Annotated in this window: 16 protein-coding genes; 4 read left to right on the top strand and 12 right to left on the bottom strand. The window is 60.5% G+C overall.

Annotation, left to right across the window (positions count from 1 at the left end; all coding sequences use genetic code 11):
* Window positions 1-218: 218 nt before the first annotated feature.
* Entirely contained in the window at window positions 219-1,337 is a 1,119-nt protein-coding gene (locus PQU92_RS09625; protein WP_272748000.1) for an SGNH/GDSL hydrolase family protein, read from the top strand.
* On the opposite strand, the gene PQU92_RS09620 is transcribed toward PQU92_RS09625, so the two are convergent.
* Complete coding sequence (locus PQU92_RS09620; protein ID WP_272747999.1) at window positions 1,338-2,978, bottom strand: M28 family metallopeptidase; 1,641 nt, start codon at window positions 2,976-2,978, stop codon at window positions 1,338-1,340.
* A gap of 19 nt (window positions 2,979-2,997) precedes the next feature.
* On the bottom strand, window positions 2,998-3,387 hold the full coding sequence (locus PQU92_RS09615) for a hypothetical protein (protein WP_272747998.1): 390 nt from the start codon (window positions 3,385-3,387) through the stop codon (window positions 2,998-3,000).
* A gap of 148 nt (window positions 3,388-3,535) precedes the next feature.
* Here PQU92_RS09615 and lepA point away from each other — a divergent pair, with 148 nt between their 5' ends.
* A complete protein-coding gene (lepA, locus tag PQU92_RS09610) occupies window positions 3,536-5,338 on the top strand; it encodes a translation elongation factor 4 (protein ID WP_272747997.1) in 1,803 nt (600 codons plus the stop codon).
* A 125-nt stretch (window positions 5,339-5,463) separates the two neighbouring features.
* Here lepA and PQU92_RS09605 read toward each other — a convergent pair whose 3' ends face one another.
* The gene (locus PQU92_RS09605; protein WP_272747996.1) at window positions 5,464-5,922 is read right to left on the bottom strand and encodes a hypothetical protein; all 459 of its coding nucleotides are present in this window, start codon (window positions 5,920-5,922) and stop codon (window positions 5,464-5,466) included.
* Window positions 5,923-6,123: 201 nt separating this feature from the next.
* Between PQU92_RS09605 and PQU92_RS09600 the strand changes: the two genes are divergently transcribed.
* A complete protein-coding gene (locus PQU92_RS09600; protein ID WP_272747995.1) occupies window positions 6,124-6,903 on the top strand; it encodes a response regulator in 780 nt (259 codons plus the stop codon).
* A gap of 2 nt (window positions 6,904-6,905) precedes the next feature.
* On the opposite strand, the gene PQU92_RS09595 is transcribed toward PQU92_RS09600, so the two are convergent.
* On the bottom strand, window positions 6,906-7,331 hold the full coding sequence (locus tag PQU92_RS09595) for a hypothetical protein (protein WP_272747994.1): 426 nt from the start codon (window positions 7,329-7,331) through the stop codon (window positions 6,906-6,908).
* 248 nt (window positions 7,332-7,579) lie between these two features.
* Between PQU92_RS09595 and PQU92_RS09590 the strand changes: the two genes are divergently transcribed.
* Window positions 7,580-7,987 (top strand): response regulator, encoded by a 408-nt coding sequence (locus tag PQU92_RS09590; protein WP_272747993.1) that lies wholly within the window; start codon window positions 7,580-7,582, stop codon window positions 7,985-7,987.
* On the opposite strand, the gene PQU92_RS09585 is transcribed toward PQU92_RS09590, so the two are convergent.
* The 8 genes from PQU92_RS09585 to PQU92_RS09550 all read right to left on the bottom strand — a co-directional run bounded on the left by PQU92_RS09585 (window position 7,984) and on the right by PQU92_RS09550 (window position 14,380).
* A complete protein-coding gene (locus PQU92_RS09585; RefSeq protein WP_272747992.1) occupies window positions 7,984-8,367 on the bottom strand; it encodes a DUF6491 family protein in 384 nt (127 codons plus the stop codon). The two genes, PQU92_RS09590 and PQU92_RS09585, sit on opposite strands and share 4 nt — an antisense overlap.
* Window positions 8,368-8,387: 20 nt before the next feature.
* Window positions 8,388-8,828: a DUF6491 family protein gene (locus PQU92_RS09580; RefSeq protein ID WP_272747991.1), complete on the bottom strand. Its 441-nt coding sequence runs from the start codon at window positions 8,826-8,828 to the stop codon at window positions 8,388-8,390.
* A 77-nt stretch (window positions 8,829-8,905) separates the two neighbouring features.
* Window positions 8,906-10,597 carry a tRNA (5-methylaminomethyl-2-thiouridine)(34)-methyltransferase MnmC2 gene (gene mnmC2, locus PQU92_RS09575; RefSeq protein ID WP_272747990.1) on the bottom strand — a complete coding sequence of 564 codons (1,692 nt, stop codon included), beginning with the start codon at window positions 10,595-10,597 and terminating at the stop codon, window positions 8,906-8,908.
* Between the two features lie 80 nt (window positions 10,598-10,677).
* Entirely contained in the window at window positions 10,678-10,899 is a 222-nt protein-coding gene (locus PQU92_RS09570; RefSeq protein WP_272747989.1) for a hypothetical protein, read from the bottom strand.
* Window positions 10,900-11,203: 304 nt separating this feature from the next.
* The gene (motA, locus tag PQU92_RS09565; RefSeq protein ID WP_272747988.1) at window positions 11,204-12,070 is read right to left on the bottom strand and encodes a flagellar motor stator protein MotA; all 867 of its coding nucleotides are present in this window, start codon (window positions 12,068-12,070) and stop codon (window positions 11,204-11,206) included.
* A gap of 67 nt (window positions 12,071-12,137) precedes the next feature.
* Complete coding sequence (locus tag PQU92_RS09560; protein ID WP_272747987.1) at window positions 12,138-12,656, bottom strand: CYTH domain-containing protein; 519 nt, start codon at window positions 12,654-12,656, stop codon at window positions 12,138-12,140.
* Entirely contained in the window at window positions 12,656-13,981 is a 1,326-nt protein-coding gene (locus tag PQU92_RS09555) for a lytic murein transglycosylase (RefSeq protein ID WP_272747986.1), read from the bottom strand. The genes PQU92_RS09560 and PQU92_RS09555 overlap by 1 nt, the downstream gene beginning before the upstream one ends.
* Before the next feature lie 93 nt (window positions 13,982-14,074).
* Entirely contained in the window at window positions 14,075-14,380 is a 306-nt protein-coding gene (locus PQU92_RS09550) for a winged helix-turn-helix domain-containing protein (protein ID WP_272747985.1), read from the bottom strand.
* Window positions 14,381-14,385: the final 5 nt, after the last annotated feature.

Raw genomic sequence — 14,385 nt, 5'->3', positions numbered from 1 at the left:
GATCCTTCCGATAAGCCTAGCATTATTCAGTCGCCCAGACATCTCATACTTGACATCCGGCGGTTTGCCTCGAAGGTGAGGCCGCACACTCGGAGCCCCCCATGCGCCCTATGGTCACCCGTCGAGCCCTTGCCCTTTTCGTCGCGCTTGCACTGGCCACAGGCGTCCAGGCGGCGCCCAAAACGGAAAAATGGGTCGGCAGCTGGGCGTCATCACAGATGATTCCCAACCCCGACACGACTCTGGCCGCCGACATGGCGTCCGACGTCACGATCCGGCAGGTGGTGCGCCTGTCCGCGGGCGGGCCTCGCTTCCGCGTCAGGCTGTCCAACGCCTTCGGCAACAAACCCCTGACCATAGGCGCAGCGCAGGTGGCCTTATCGCCCGACAACCGGACACCGCGCGTCGAAGGCGGTCAGGCCCTCACCTTCAACGGCAAGACGCAGATCGTCATCCCGGCGGGCGCGGACTATTTATCCGATCCCATAAATATGCCGGTCAAACCCCTGACCCATATCGCCATTTCGATCTATCTGCCTGAGGCCGCTACACCGCAGACCAGCCATCCGGGGGCACGGGCAACCTCATGGTTCATACGGGGCAATCACGTCGCCGATGCGTCGTTCGACGCGCAAAGGACGATGGATCGCTGGTTCCATATCGCCGCCATCGACGTCGAAGGCCCGGCAAAATCAGCCGCTATCGTGACCTTAGGCGACTCGATCACCGACGGTTACGGCATCACCCCCGGCAGCAATGCCCGCTGGCCCGACCGGCTGGCCGAGCGGCTTCAGGCTGATCCGCGCACCCGGCACCTGTCGGTGCTCAATCACGGCATCGGCGGCGGACGCGTGCTGAATGACGGCACCGGCCCCAACGCCTTGGCGCGCTTCGAGCGCGACGTGCTGGGCCAGACCGGCGTCAAATATCTGATCATCCTCGAAGGCGTAAACGATCTCGGCACCCTGACGCGCGACGCGCTAGCAAGCGCGGAGGCCCACGCGGCGCTGGTCGACAACCTCATCGGCGCCTATCGTCAGATGATCCGCCGCGCCCGCGATCGCGGCATCAAGGTTTATGGCGCGACCATCTTGCCGTTCATGGGCTTTTCGCTTTATCATCCCGACGCCCTGAATGAGGCCGACCGTCAGGCGATCAATCGCTGGATCAGGACATCGGGCGAATTCGACGCGGTGATCGATCTGGATAAGGTCATGGCAGACCCCAAACGCCCGGACTGGCTCAAACCGGAATACGATTCCGGCGACCACATCCACCCTTCACCCGCCGGATACAAGGCGATGGGCGACGCGATAGACCTTAATCTATTCAAATAGCTATTTGCGAGTCTTAGCCGATTTATCGCGTACCGCCTTGAACTCCGAACCCGGTTTCCACTCGGGCCAGACCTTCGCGGTTGCCAGCTTGCGGCCTAGTGCGTAATAGGCCTCAAGATCCTGCATCCCGCCCGTCATATCCCAGCTTGCCTCGTATTCGTCGGACGGCTGATGATAATGGTCGCGGATATAGGCCTCGGAGAATTTTTTACCGGCCTCAAGCCCGCCCTCGACCATATCCAGCCCCCACGCCCCGAACAGCATCGGTACGCCACGCTTGGCCATCGGGAAATGGTCCGAACGGTAGAACAGCCCCGCCTCGGCGCGCTGATCCGGCGTCACCACGCGCTTTTGCCCTTTGAGCGCCTCGGCCAGCATATCCTCCAGTGTCGATTGCCCGTAGCCGGTCAGCTCGATATTGCGCGTCTTGCCCGCGATATTCAGCCCGTCAATATTGACTCCGCCGACCGTCTTATCGAGCGGAAACAAGGGGTTGGAGGCATAATATTCAGACCCCAGCAATCCGCTTTCCTCGGCGGTGAACGAGATCATGACGATCGAGCGATCCGTGCGCGGGGCCCTGGCGAACGCCCGCGCCAGTTCCAGTATCCCCGCCACGCCGGTGGCATTGTCGAAGGCGCCGTTGAAGATTTTGTCGCCCGTCGCATCCGGATTGCCGATCCCCAGATGGTCCCAGTGCGCCGAATAGAGCACGTATTCATCGGGCTTGGTCTTACCCGGCAGGACGGCCACAACATTGCGGGTATGGATTTCATCGGCGGTGACCTTATAGGTGCCGCTTAAGGTCACGCCTTTAAGCTCAACGGGCTTGAACGCCTTTGATCGCGCCTGCACGCGCAGGGCCTTGAGATCGAGCCCTGCGGCGGTGAACAAAGCGTCCGCCGTATCGGCCTGAATCCACGATTCGAGCGCCGGATTGACCTTGAGCGGTTCGGCCCGGACGATGTCGAAGCGGTCGCGCGTATTGGAGTTCTTCACCGTCGCCCAGCCATAGGCCGCCGCATCGGTGTCATGGATGATGATAGCACCCACCGCGCCCCGTCGCGCCGCTTCTTCGTACTTATAGGTCCAGCGCCCGTAATAGGTCATGGCCTTGCCGTTGAACGTCTTCAACGCCGGCTCGACGAAATCGGGATCGTTGATCAGGACGACGATGATCTTGCCTTTGACATCGACGCCCTTGAAATCGTCCCAGCCGCGTTCGGGCGCGGTTACGCCATAACCCACAAAGACCAGCGGCGCGTTGAGCGTGACATCTGCCGTCGCGCCGCGCGTGGCCACCGTCATGTTCTCGCCCTGCACCACCGGCACCGTCTTGCCGTCCGGCAGGGTGAAACTCAGGGCAGGATCGCTGACACGGAACCGGCGCAGGGCCACATCCTGAAAATAGGACGGCTTACCCGCCGAGTCTTTCGCTCCCGGCAGGAAACCCGCCGTTTTGAAACCATCGGCGATATAGGCGACAGTCTTGTCCTCGGCGCGCGTAGCCACCCCGCGCCCCTCGAATTCATCCGAGGCCAGCACCTGCACGTCTTTCAGCACGCGATCCACGCTTAACGTCTGGGCACTCGCCGCTCCGGCACTTATCAGGCACAGGGCCGTCCATATGACTCGCTTCATGACCACCCCTCCATTTAGATTACGATATAGTCCACTTATAAACGTGAACGAATTTGTCGCCGACCTTGGCGTCCGACTGCGTAAAATCCACTGTCGCGGACCTGTACAATTTAAGCGTCGCGCTCCCGAAACCATACTTTTCAGGGGCTTCACTTAAAAGCTTACAATCCAACCGGCCCTTATCCAGAATCACACATTCGATCTGCGCCCAGCCTTCAGCCATAGAGTCCTTCGCGCGCTCGGGATAGTAGGCATAGCCGGGCCCCTTGAATTTCAAAGTGACTTTCGACGGGTTCGTGATTTGAGGCGGCGCAGGCAATTCCGAAAACCTGGGCCCCGCCATAGCCGTGGTGCTGATCAAGGCCATTGCCATTACAGCACCGCAAACACCAACATGTTTGTTTCGCATTTATTTTCCCCTCTCTCCAATTCTGTAGAAGACTAAACCCGGCTCTTAGCGAATTCAACGCGTAAACATATGGGTGAAGCGGGTCAGTCCTTAACTACCCGCCCCCTGCCCCTTCCCCCGCCTTACGGTTCATGCTATCGCGCAGCCCATGACCGATCTTTCCCAAATCCGTAACTTTTCCATCGTGGCCCATATCGACCACGGCAAATCGACCCTGTCCGACCGCCTGATCCAGTTCACCGGCGGCCTCACCGCGCGTGAGATGAAGGAGCAGGTCCTCGACAATATGGAGATCGAGCGCGAGCGCGGCATCACCATCAAGGCCCAGACCGTTCGCCTCAACTACAAAGCCAAGGACGGCAAGGACTACGTCCTCAACCTGATGGACACGCCGGGCCACGTCGACTTCGCCTACGAGGTGTCGCGCTCGCTCGCCGCCTGCGAAGGCTCGATTCTGGTTGTCGACGCCTCGCAGGGCGTCGAAGCCCAGACGCTGGCTAACGTCTATCAGGCCATCGACAATAATCACGAGATCGTCCCCGTCCTCAACAAGGTCGACCTCCCCGCCGCCGAACCCGAACGCGTGCGCGCTCAGATCGAGGATGTGATCGGCATCGACGCGTCCGACGCTGTGCTGGCTTCGGCCAAGTCCGGCATCGGCATCGAGGACGTGCTGGAAGCCATCTGCACCCGCCTGCCCGCCCCGAAGGGCGACGCGACCGCGCCGCTCAAGGCTTTGCTGGTCGACGCCTGGTATGACGCCTATCTGGGCGTTATCGTTCTGGTGCGCGTTTTCGACGGCTTCATGAAGCCCGGTCAGCAGGTCAAGCTGATGAACGCCGGCGCGACCTACAAGATCGACAAGCTGGGCGTTTTCCAGCCCAAGGCCACCGATGTCGAGGCGCTCGGCCCCGGCGAGATCGGCTTCTTCACGGCACAGATCAAGGAAGTGTCGGATGCCGCCGTCGGTGACACCATCACCGACGAGCGCAAGCCGACCGCGCAGGCCATGACGGGCTTCAAGGAAGTCCAGCCGGTCGTTTTCTGCGGCATCTTCCCGGTCGATGCGGCCGATTTCGAAGACCTGCGCGCGGCGATGGGCAAGCTGCGCCTGAACGATGCCAGCTTCTCGTACGAGATGGAAACCTCCGCCGCGCTGGGCTTCGGCTTCCGTTGCGGATTCCTCGGCCTGCTGCACCTCGAAATCATTCAGGAACGCCTGAGCCGCGAGTTCAATCTCGACCTGATCGCCACGGCGCCGTCGGTCGTCTATCAGATCTATATGAACAACGGCGATGTGATTGACCTGCACAATCCGGCGGACATGCCCGACGTCGTCAAGATCGACCACATCGAGGAACCGTGGATCAAGGCAACCATCTTCACGCCGGACGACTATCTGGGCGCGGTGATCAAGCTGTGTCAGGACCGTCGCGGTATTCAGCTCGACCTGTCCTATGTCGGCTCGCGCGCCATGATCGTCTATAACCTGCCGCTCAACGAAGTCGTCTTCGACTTCTACGACCGCCTGAAGTCGATCTCGAAGGGCTATGCCTCGTTCGACTATACGATCGAGGAATATCGCGAAGGCGACCTCGTCAAGATGTCGATCCTCGTCAATTCCGAGCCGGTCGATGCGCTTTCGATGCTGGTCCACAAGGACCGCGCCGAAGCGCGCGGCCGCGGCATGTGCGAAAAGATGAAAGACCTCATCCCGCAGCACCTGTTCGTCATTCCTATTCAGGCGGCCATCGGCGGGCGCATCATTGCGCGCGAAACCGTCCGCGCCCTGCGCAAGGATGTGACGGCGAAATGCTACGGCGGCGACGCCACGCGGAAGAAGAAGCTGCTGGAGAAGCAGAAGGAAGGCAAGAAGAAGATGCGGCAGTTCGGCAAGGTCGAAATCCCGCAGGAAGCCTTTATCGCCGCGCTCAAGATGGACAACGACTGACCGGCACGCGACCGACAAAAAAGCCCGCTCAACCGAGCGGGCTTTTTCATTTGGTTTGTCGCGATATTGTGGGCGAAAACCGCTCACACCTTTGGCTACGTCGAGCTGCGTTTCGACATAGTGCGCTAGCTATCCAGCGGCATAACACCGACCTTATCGGTGCTGTAAAGTCCCTTGAGCGTCACGCGGCACGTTTTCGTCGCCATGCCCGGTTCACCGTACAACAGCACGGCTTCTTTACCGGGGCACATCTGTTGCCCATTCATATATTGCAGACTGACCTCGCCCGCCGACATCAGGCCATCGCAAGAACCGTCTTTACTGAAGGCAAATTTCAGACCGGCATCGGGTGTCTTGATGCCACCGGCAGGCGTAGCCAGCACAACCACCGTATTGGATTTGACAAACAGCACACCCTGAAAATCATTCGGAGTCATGCAAAAGGCCGGCTTGATCACCGCGTCGTCTCTGGGCATCATTTCGGGACGATCCGTCGGTTTTACATCCGGCCTTGCCCGCACCGTCACCTGTGCCATCGCGCCCGTGCCCGCTGCGATGACCGTCACGATGGCCAACGGCTTCATTATACCGCGCATCCCATACCTCCCCTTACGTTGCGATGTTTCAGCATTCGTCGCGATTCAGGCTATTTTACGACGGCACGTTTCCGAATTTGTGATCACAGACACCTGTGCATAAGTATATTTCCGAACATTTCCCACTTGCCAGTCCACTATTGACGGGCCTACGGTTTGTTTCGATTTGTTACAAAACGTGATCTCGCCATGCCGAACACTGTCCTCGTCCTCGAAGATTCCAAAACTCAGGCGCGCATCGTTTCCGCCCTGTTTGAAAAAGCCGGTTTCAAGACCGACATCGTTCACGACCGTTTCGATGCCTGGCATAAGCTCAAGACCCGGCGTTATTTCCTGATCTTATTGGATGTCTTCATCGGTGAGGACAATACGCTCGACTATATCAACGATTACAGAGCCTTGGCGGATACAACGCCAATCGCGATCATGACCGCCGGTCAGCGTGAACGCCCCCTTGCCGCCAGTCGGGCGCTCAACGAAGCCCGCCGCGCCGAGGTCGAATTCCTTCTGCCCAAGCCCTTCGATCTCAATGACGTGAAACAGGTCTGTGCCGAGACCGAGCGCATCCGCCGCCGCAAGGGGCCGATTCAGCGCGTGCTGGTCATCGACGATGACGCCCATGCGCGGATCATCTATCGCAATTTTCTCGAAGAAGAAGGCTTTTATGTCGCCGAAAGCGCGTCGATCGAGGACGCCCTCATCCGGCTTGAGATTACACGCGTCGACGCCATAGTCAGCGATATCATTATGCCCGGTATCGGCGGCATGACCGGCATCAAGATCATCAGCGCCACCTGGCCGGACGTACCGATCATCGCCATTACGGGCTACACCAAGAACACCCACCATCTTGAGGATGCACTGGAACGCGGCGCCCGCTATAGCCTCGCGAAGCCGTTCAACAAGTCGCAACTGATGCAGTTGATCCTCAAATCCCTGCCGTCAGACGGAAATACCGTTATGATCTAGCTTCAGGTTGTGGGCGTACGCTGATACTTCTGTTTGGCCAGCACCTTGGCCTCTTCAGCGGCGACGGGCGTCGCCGTCTGTACGAAACACGGCGTCCGGATATTGCTGCCGCTGAGTTTTACCGAAAGCTGGATATCGATCGGGTCGCAGATTTGCTGCATGCCGCGCCATTCGAACACAAGAACGTCGTAGGGATTGAGGCGGCAGCCCTCGACCTTGACCAGCATCCCGCTGCGACCGTTCTCCTGCACCAGCAGGGTATTTTCGTCCAGCACATGGGTATCCAGCCCCGGCCCGTTGATGCACCGCCGCATCTTTTCACCCGAAGGCGCCGCATCCTGCGCCCCGGACACCTGAGGCACCAACGCCAGCGCCCCCAGACCGGCTATTATCGCACCGGTCAGACCCAGTGCCCTGTTTCTGATCATCCCCATCGCCAACTCCTTGTCCTGCCGCGGTCGACACCCGTCGGCTCCAATGAAACGGTCTCACGTGACTATCAAAACATTCGGGCTGAATTGGGACGCCCACCTTCCCATTACGGGCGGATATATATAAAACGGAACGTCTCGCAAAAGCGAAAGCCCCTTTTAATCTTTTGACCTTAAGGTTAGCTTACCCGCGCTCGTCTCTTCCTGCCCTCCCCGGCCCAAAGCCGCAAGCCGACGTTCGTTTCATGACCAAGACCGTACTCATTCTCGAAGACAGCCGTACCCAGGCGACGATCATCGGCAAGCTGTTCGAGCGCGCGGGCTATACCCCCACGGTGGCGCTCGACCGCAGCGCGGCTCTGGCCCACCTGCGCAGTGATCTATGGTCCCTGCTGGTGCTGGATGTCTTTATTGCCGGGGAAAATACGCTGGAGCATCTCGACGCCTACCGCAAGCTGGCGCCCGACACGCCGATCGCTGTCATGACCGCTGGCAATCGCGAAAACCCGCTGGCCGCCAGTCAGGCACTCAACGCCGCGCGACGTGCGCGGGTCCAGTTCCTGCTGCCCAAGCCGTTCAATTTCGACGATATCCAGCAGATCTGCGCCGAAGCCGACGCGCTCAACGGCCCGCGCGACGCGCTTTATCTCTAATAGTTTTGCGCCTCGGCCTTGCTTAACGGCGTGATGCTTTCGATCAGGCAGCGCAGAGGCGCTTCGTTAAAGCGCGAATAGAGAATCTTGACGTCGTGACGACCGCAGATCTGGGTCGAGCCGATAAATTCGAAGCCGATGCGGTCGAGATCATCGAGATTCTGGCACGGCTTCGACAATTTGAGCAGGGCCGAGCGGCCAAATCCGTCCTCGATCAGCACCGTCGTCTTGTCGACCACCATCCGTCGGTTAAGGCTATGCCCGTCCAGACAGGTCTTCAGACGGGCCTCGGGTGTTGGTGTGGTTTCGGGCGTGGCATGGGCCAGATTCAGACCACCCAGCAAGGCCAGAGTCGTCGCGGCCCATCCTATGACCCCCATTGGGCCCCCCGCTGGCGTTTTCATGTGGCACCGTTGGTGCGCGCCGTCTTGGGTTCCACGCCCTCGATCTTATCCGCCTCTTCCGGCGTGATCGGCGTCACCTCGGTCACGCTGCAGCGGCTAAGACGCCCGGACCCCAGATCATTGTACAGAATTTCCGCATCAAGGCCGCCGCAGACATTGCTGAGGCCGTTGCGCGTCTTCACGCCGATGCGCAGGGCCTCCTCGATGCCCATGCACGCCCCGGACAGGGTAAGCTTGTAATGCTGATGGGCGTAGGTCTCGATGATCATGGTGCGTGAATCAACCGGGTTGAAGCGGTCGATATCGTCGCTGCGGAAACACTTTTTCATTTCCTTTTGCGCCAGGGTCTCCGGTTTGGCTTCGGAGCGGGCCGGGACAAGGCTGAGCGCGGTCAGGCCTGCCGCCGCGACCGCCGCCAATGACAGCAGGGTTTTCATCGCAATATCCTTACGGTGCTTAAGACGCCAATTAGGCGAGCCAATTCAGGCCATTTGATGACGGATTACCTGGCCCGTCAACCGCCATGAAAGCGGTCCGGACGCACCAGATGCGCCGAGGCTTTCGGCAACGGCGACGGCAGTCCCAGCGCCTGTGCCACCAGCGCCCGGCCCAGAAGCGGTGCCAGACAGAAGCCCCGTGCCCCCAGTCCGGTCAGGGCATAGGTATGGGGGCTCACTGGCCCCATGACCGGCAGATGGTCACGCGTCGTCACCCGGATTGCGGCGCGCGCGTGCGTCCCGGCTTCGGCCGCAGCGGCTTCGTCGGCCAAAACGGCGCGCAGGGTATCGAGATTGTGCGCCCGGTCCGCCTCGCACACCTCCGTTCCCCGATCGCCGCGCACATGCGTCGCCCCGAAGACAAAGCCGTCCGGCGTGGGAACATAATAACCGCCCCAGGCCTGCGCCTGAGGATCGCGGGTTTTCGATCCGGCCACCTCGATCTGGCCGCGCACGGGCCGCAGGTCGAGGGAATGGCTAAGATCGAGGTCAAAAATCCCCTCACCGCACGTCATGAAGATGATATCGTAACCCTCTGTGCTATCTGCAGTTTTCGTTACCCGATTAATGTCACCGAGCAGGCTTTCCACCACCGTACGCGGATCGAGGGCCAGGGCGCGGGGCAGGCGCAGTCCCGCCGCCTCGACACCCATGTCTAGCGCATCGAAGGCCACCTGCCCGGCAATTTTCGCGAATCGCGCCGGGTCTCGGTCGCTGGCCGGACGTTGCAACACACCTTCGGAGAGAATCGCGTCCGGCACGTCTCGCCGCAGCAGGCCCGTCGCATAATAAAAAGCATCGGCAAACAGATCGCTGATCGCGCCCCCACCGGCGTCAAGGCGCGGCGTCAGAAGCCCCGCCGGATTGCCCGACGCACCGCTGCCCGGTGCGGGGTCGATCAGATCGGCGGCGTAGCCATAGTCGCGCAGGGCGGCCACCACCGAAGCCCCCGCAATCCCGCCCCCCACCACGGCGATGCGTTGCGGTTCATGACGCAGGTCGGGCTCACCCGGAAAGATCGCCTCCAGCCGCTCGCGCTTCTTGCCGAAGCCGGGCTGTTTGCTGACCGCAAAGCCCGCTGCCTGAAGCCCGCGCCGGACGAACCCTGCCACGGTAAAGGTCGCCAGCCGTGCCCCCGGCGCGGTTTTATCCGCCACGGCCTGAAGCACGTCGTCGGCCCACATGTCCGGATTGCAGGCCGGCGAAAACCCGTCGAGAAACCACGCATCGGCCTTGCCCTGCCATTGCGACAAGGCGCTGCGCACGTCCATCAGGGCCAGGATCAGGGTCACGCCCCACTGCGGGAAGCGCATGATGTGGAAGCCCCGTCGCTGCGGCGGCCACTGGGCCAGCAGTTCGGCCGCGAAGGGGGCCATGTCCGGCCACGCCGACAGGGCGCTGGCGGCGGCGTCCCGTGGCATCAGGAAGCCTTCGACCGAGAAGATGTGCAGATGACCGCTTTCGGGGCGCTGCGCGGCCCACAGCTGCATCAGGGCGGCGATATTGAGCCCCGTACCGAAGCCTAGTTCCGCGACGGTGAAATGCCGCCGCCCGGCCCAGACCTCTGGCATCGCGCAGCCGTTCAGGAACACCGCGCGCGATTCGCTCAGCCCGTCCTGCAGGGAATAATAGATGTCGTCGAAGCGCGCCGAGCGGGGATTACCGTCGTCAGCGAAATAGAGTTGTGGATCGGTTTCGGTTTGGGTCATGTCAAAAAGAAGAAAAGGCCGCTTCCCGGGAAGCGGCCTTTTCAAATTTTCACAATCACGCGTCCAGAGGACGCGATTGATTAGTGAGCAGCAGCCGGAGCTTCAGCAGCCGGGGCTTCCACGGCGGCAGCCGAGGCAGCGTCGGAAGCTTCAACAGCAGCCGAGGCGTCAGCCGAAGCGTCGGCCGGAACGGTTTCTTCAGCAGCCGGGGCTTCTTCAGCGGGCTTCGAGCAAGCGGCAACCGACAGAGCGGCGACGGCAGCGGCGGCGAGCAGGGCCTTGCGGACGATTTCAGAGGTCATGGATCCAGATCCTTAGGTTCTAACGTTAGAGCGCCTAGCAACTGCGCCCGACTCTATTCATACGCAAATTGGCCGAGTCCCGCAAGAGGTGTTTTCACAAATATGTGATCAACACCGACAATAAAGCGACTATTTTGGGCAGAAATACACCGATAAGGCGAAATTAACGCCTTGAGAGGGCCATTTTCTATAAAATGGCGGCCGGTTTATCCCCGTATATCACGATACAGGTGATACGACCAGAGGGGTTTCCGTTACGGAAGATTCGAATCGTAAACGGTAAAATACGCTTCTGAATCTATTTTTACTCGTTCGGCATATTATTAAGCGCTTCTTCCATCTCGGCAAAGGACGGTTGCGCGGTCGACGGGATATTGCCGCGGCCGATTTCAACCGAAATCTGCGCCGCATTGCCGTGCAGGTGGGCCACAAGCACCGCCTGAATGATCTTGTAGAAGGCGCCCTCTTCTTCCACCACGCCGTTCATGCGCGTGGCGAAGGGACCAACGAGGCCATAGGCCAGCATAACCCCCAGGAAGGTACCGACCAGCGCGCCGCCGATCATGCCGCCCAGCACTTCGGGCGGCTCGGTGATGGCGCCCATGGTCTTGATAACGCCCAGAACGGCGATAACGATGCCCAGCGCCGGCAGGGCGTCGGCGACGCTTTGCATGGCGTGGGCCGGGTGCAGCGCTTCGTGGTGGTGCTTTTCGAGCTGCTTTTCCATCGCGTCCTCGACCTGATGCGGGTCTTCGAGGTTCATGGTCATCATGCGCAGGGTGTCGCAGATGAAGTCGATGGCGAAGTGATCCTTCATGATCTTGGGGAAGCGCGAAAAGATGGTCGAATCGTGCGGCTTTTCGATGTGGCTTTCCAGCGCGATGACGCCTTTCGACTTCATGGTCTTGGTCAGCAGGAACAGCAGCGACAGCAGGTCCTTGTAATCGGAGGCCTTCCACTTGGCGCCGCCGAACACCTTGCCCATGCCGCCGCCCATGCCCTTGATCGTGTGCAGGTCGTTGGAAATCAGCACCGAAGCCACCGCCGCACCGCCGATACCCATCAGTTCGAAGGCCAGCGAGTGCAGAATCGGCGCCATCGAGCCGCCCGACATCAGATAGCTGCCGAACACGCAACCGAAGAGGACGACGATACCGATGATCTGAAACATGAAAGGGCCTGAAAAGCGTCTGAGTCGCGCTCAGGCTAGGGCCTAATCCTTAAGGGCAGGTTTCCGGTTAACCCTTTTTGTTAAGGATAGACACGTCACGCAGCAGGTTTCGCGCGTAAAGAATGTCCGCCAGCTTCTTGTTGGTAAATCGGTTATCGTTCGCCGCCACGGCATGGATAATGTCATCGGCGATTTCGAGCGGCACCTGATCCGGCGCGACCTGAAAGCGCTGAAGTTCGACCTCAGCCAGAACGAAATAGACCGCACCTGTTTCGTCGCGCAGGCAATCAACCACCCATTCGCCGTCATCGGTCTCTTTTATATAGCGCGTCTTGCGGATAGATTCGACGCACAATGGCCACAGCATGTTGAAGTCGTCGGCAGAGATCGCCGTCTCGATCTCGACTAACTCTTCCGCCTGCGGCACCCATTTCTTGTAGGTGAAGAGATAGGTATCGCCGTACTGACGCAGGCGCGGACCGTCGTCGAGATAGGCCTGACGGATATCGATGGCCTGCCAGTCGGTCAGCCGCGCCGCATCGAAATCCGGCGACAGGACGTATTTGCGCTCGTTCTCGACCGGCATTACTGCGACGACGGGCCAAGAATGGTGTAGCCGGTCGTCTTCGCCGACAATTCGTTGGCCAGCTCATAGCTGAGATAGCCGTCGGCCACGCGGCCATTGGCCTTTTGCCATTCGCGGAGCGCTTTGCGCGTGCCGACGCCGATGACGCCGTCGACCGCGCCGACATTGAAGCCCGCCGCATTGAGCGCGGTCTGCGTCCCTTTGCGCTGAGCGATCGACAAAGGCTGTTCTTCGGGCCACGGGGCTTTCAGCGCGCCCTTCCCCGCCATGCCGTCAGCGTTCAGGCCGACCGCCAGCGCATAGGCCGTCGAATTATTGTACTTGCGGATGACATAGTGGTTCGGCAGGGCCAGAAACGCCGGCCCTTTGGCCCCCGACGGCAGGATCAGCACGGCGGGTGCGGCCTTTTCCGATTCGTTCCATGTACCGCCGTCGGCGCGCACAACGCCCTTTTCGGCCCACCAGACCGGATTCTGCGTTTCGGTTTCCGACAGATAATAGTCGAATCCTGCCGGGATCGTCACCTCGACCGCCCAGGCCTGACCGGGCCGCCAGCCTTCCTTGCGCAGCAGGTTCGCCGCCGAGGCCAGCGCGTCGGAATCCGATTTCCAGATATCGACGTGGCCGTTGCCGTCGCCATCCTGGCCCAGCTTGAGGTAGTTTTCCGGCAGGAACTGCGTCTGGCCCATGGCGCCCGCCCATGAGCCTTTCAGCTCTTCGCGCGTCGCCTTGCCCGTCTTGATGATCGTGAGAACCGTCAAGAGCTGCGTCTCGGCCCAGTCACGCCGACGACCATCGAAGGCCAGAGTCGCAAAGGCCGTCACCACGTCGATGTCGCCCTGGACACGGCCGAAATCGCTTTCCATGCCCCAGATACCGCCCAGCACTTCGCGCGGCACCCCGTATTTCGCCTCGATAGCCGGGACGTCGGGATTGGCGCTCAGACGTGTGCGACCGCCTTCGACGCGGGCATTGGACACGGCGTTCTTCACATAGGCGGAGATCGGCTTGGAAAATTCCGGCTGACCCGAGTCGGCCTGCACGATCGCGGCCCGCGGCTGCACGTCGGCGAGGATATTTTCGACAAAGGTGCGCTCGAAGCCCTGCGCCACCGCCTTGGTGACGAAAGCGGCGCGCCAGTCGGCGAAGGTCGCATAGGTCACCTGAGCCGGTTTTGGCGTTGGGGTCGGGGCGGGTTTGGTCTCGTCTTTTGCCTCGTGCGTCGGCTTGGGCTTCGGCGGGGCGTTGTCGATCGGGGTCGGCACGCTGGTCGCGGTCGAACAGGCCCCGAGGAACAGGCACAGGCTGAGGATACGACGCTTCATCAAGGATTCCCTTCCGCTTGGCCCCAAGCTTAGCCTCGCAATTGCGACAATTCCAAGCTTAATCCGGTAAACAAGACGTTATGAAGGGGCAAATCAGCTCTTATCCACCAGTCCAGACAACACCTCGATATAGCTGGCGAAGGCCTTGCGTCCGGCGGGGGTAATATGGACCCGTGTCAGCGGTTTACGGCCTTGAAAGCCCTTGACGATCTCGACATAGCCCGCCTCTTCGAGCTTGCGCAGGTGGACCGAGAGATTGCCCTGCGTCGCCTCAAGCACGGCTTTCAATTCGTTGAAATCGGCGGCCTCGGCGTCCATCAGATAGGCCATGACCCCCAGCCGCAAGCGACCGTGGATGGCGTCATCCAGTTTATTGATGTTGAAGCCGGGGACACTCATTTTTG

The organism is Asticcacaulis aquaticus, from assembly GCF_028550415.1.
Lineage (GTDB): Bacteria > Pseudomonadota > Alphaproteobacteria > Caulobacterales > Caulobacteraceae > Asticcacaulis > Asticcacaulis aquaticus.
This window is presented reverse-complemented; position numbering and strand designations above follow the sequence as displayed.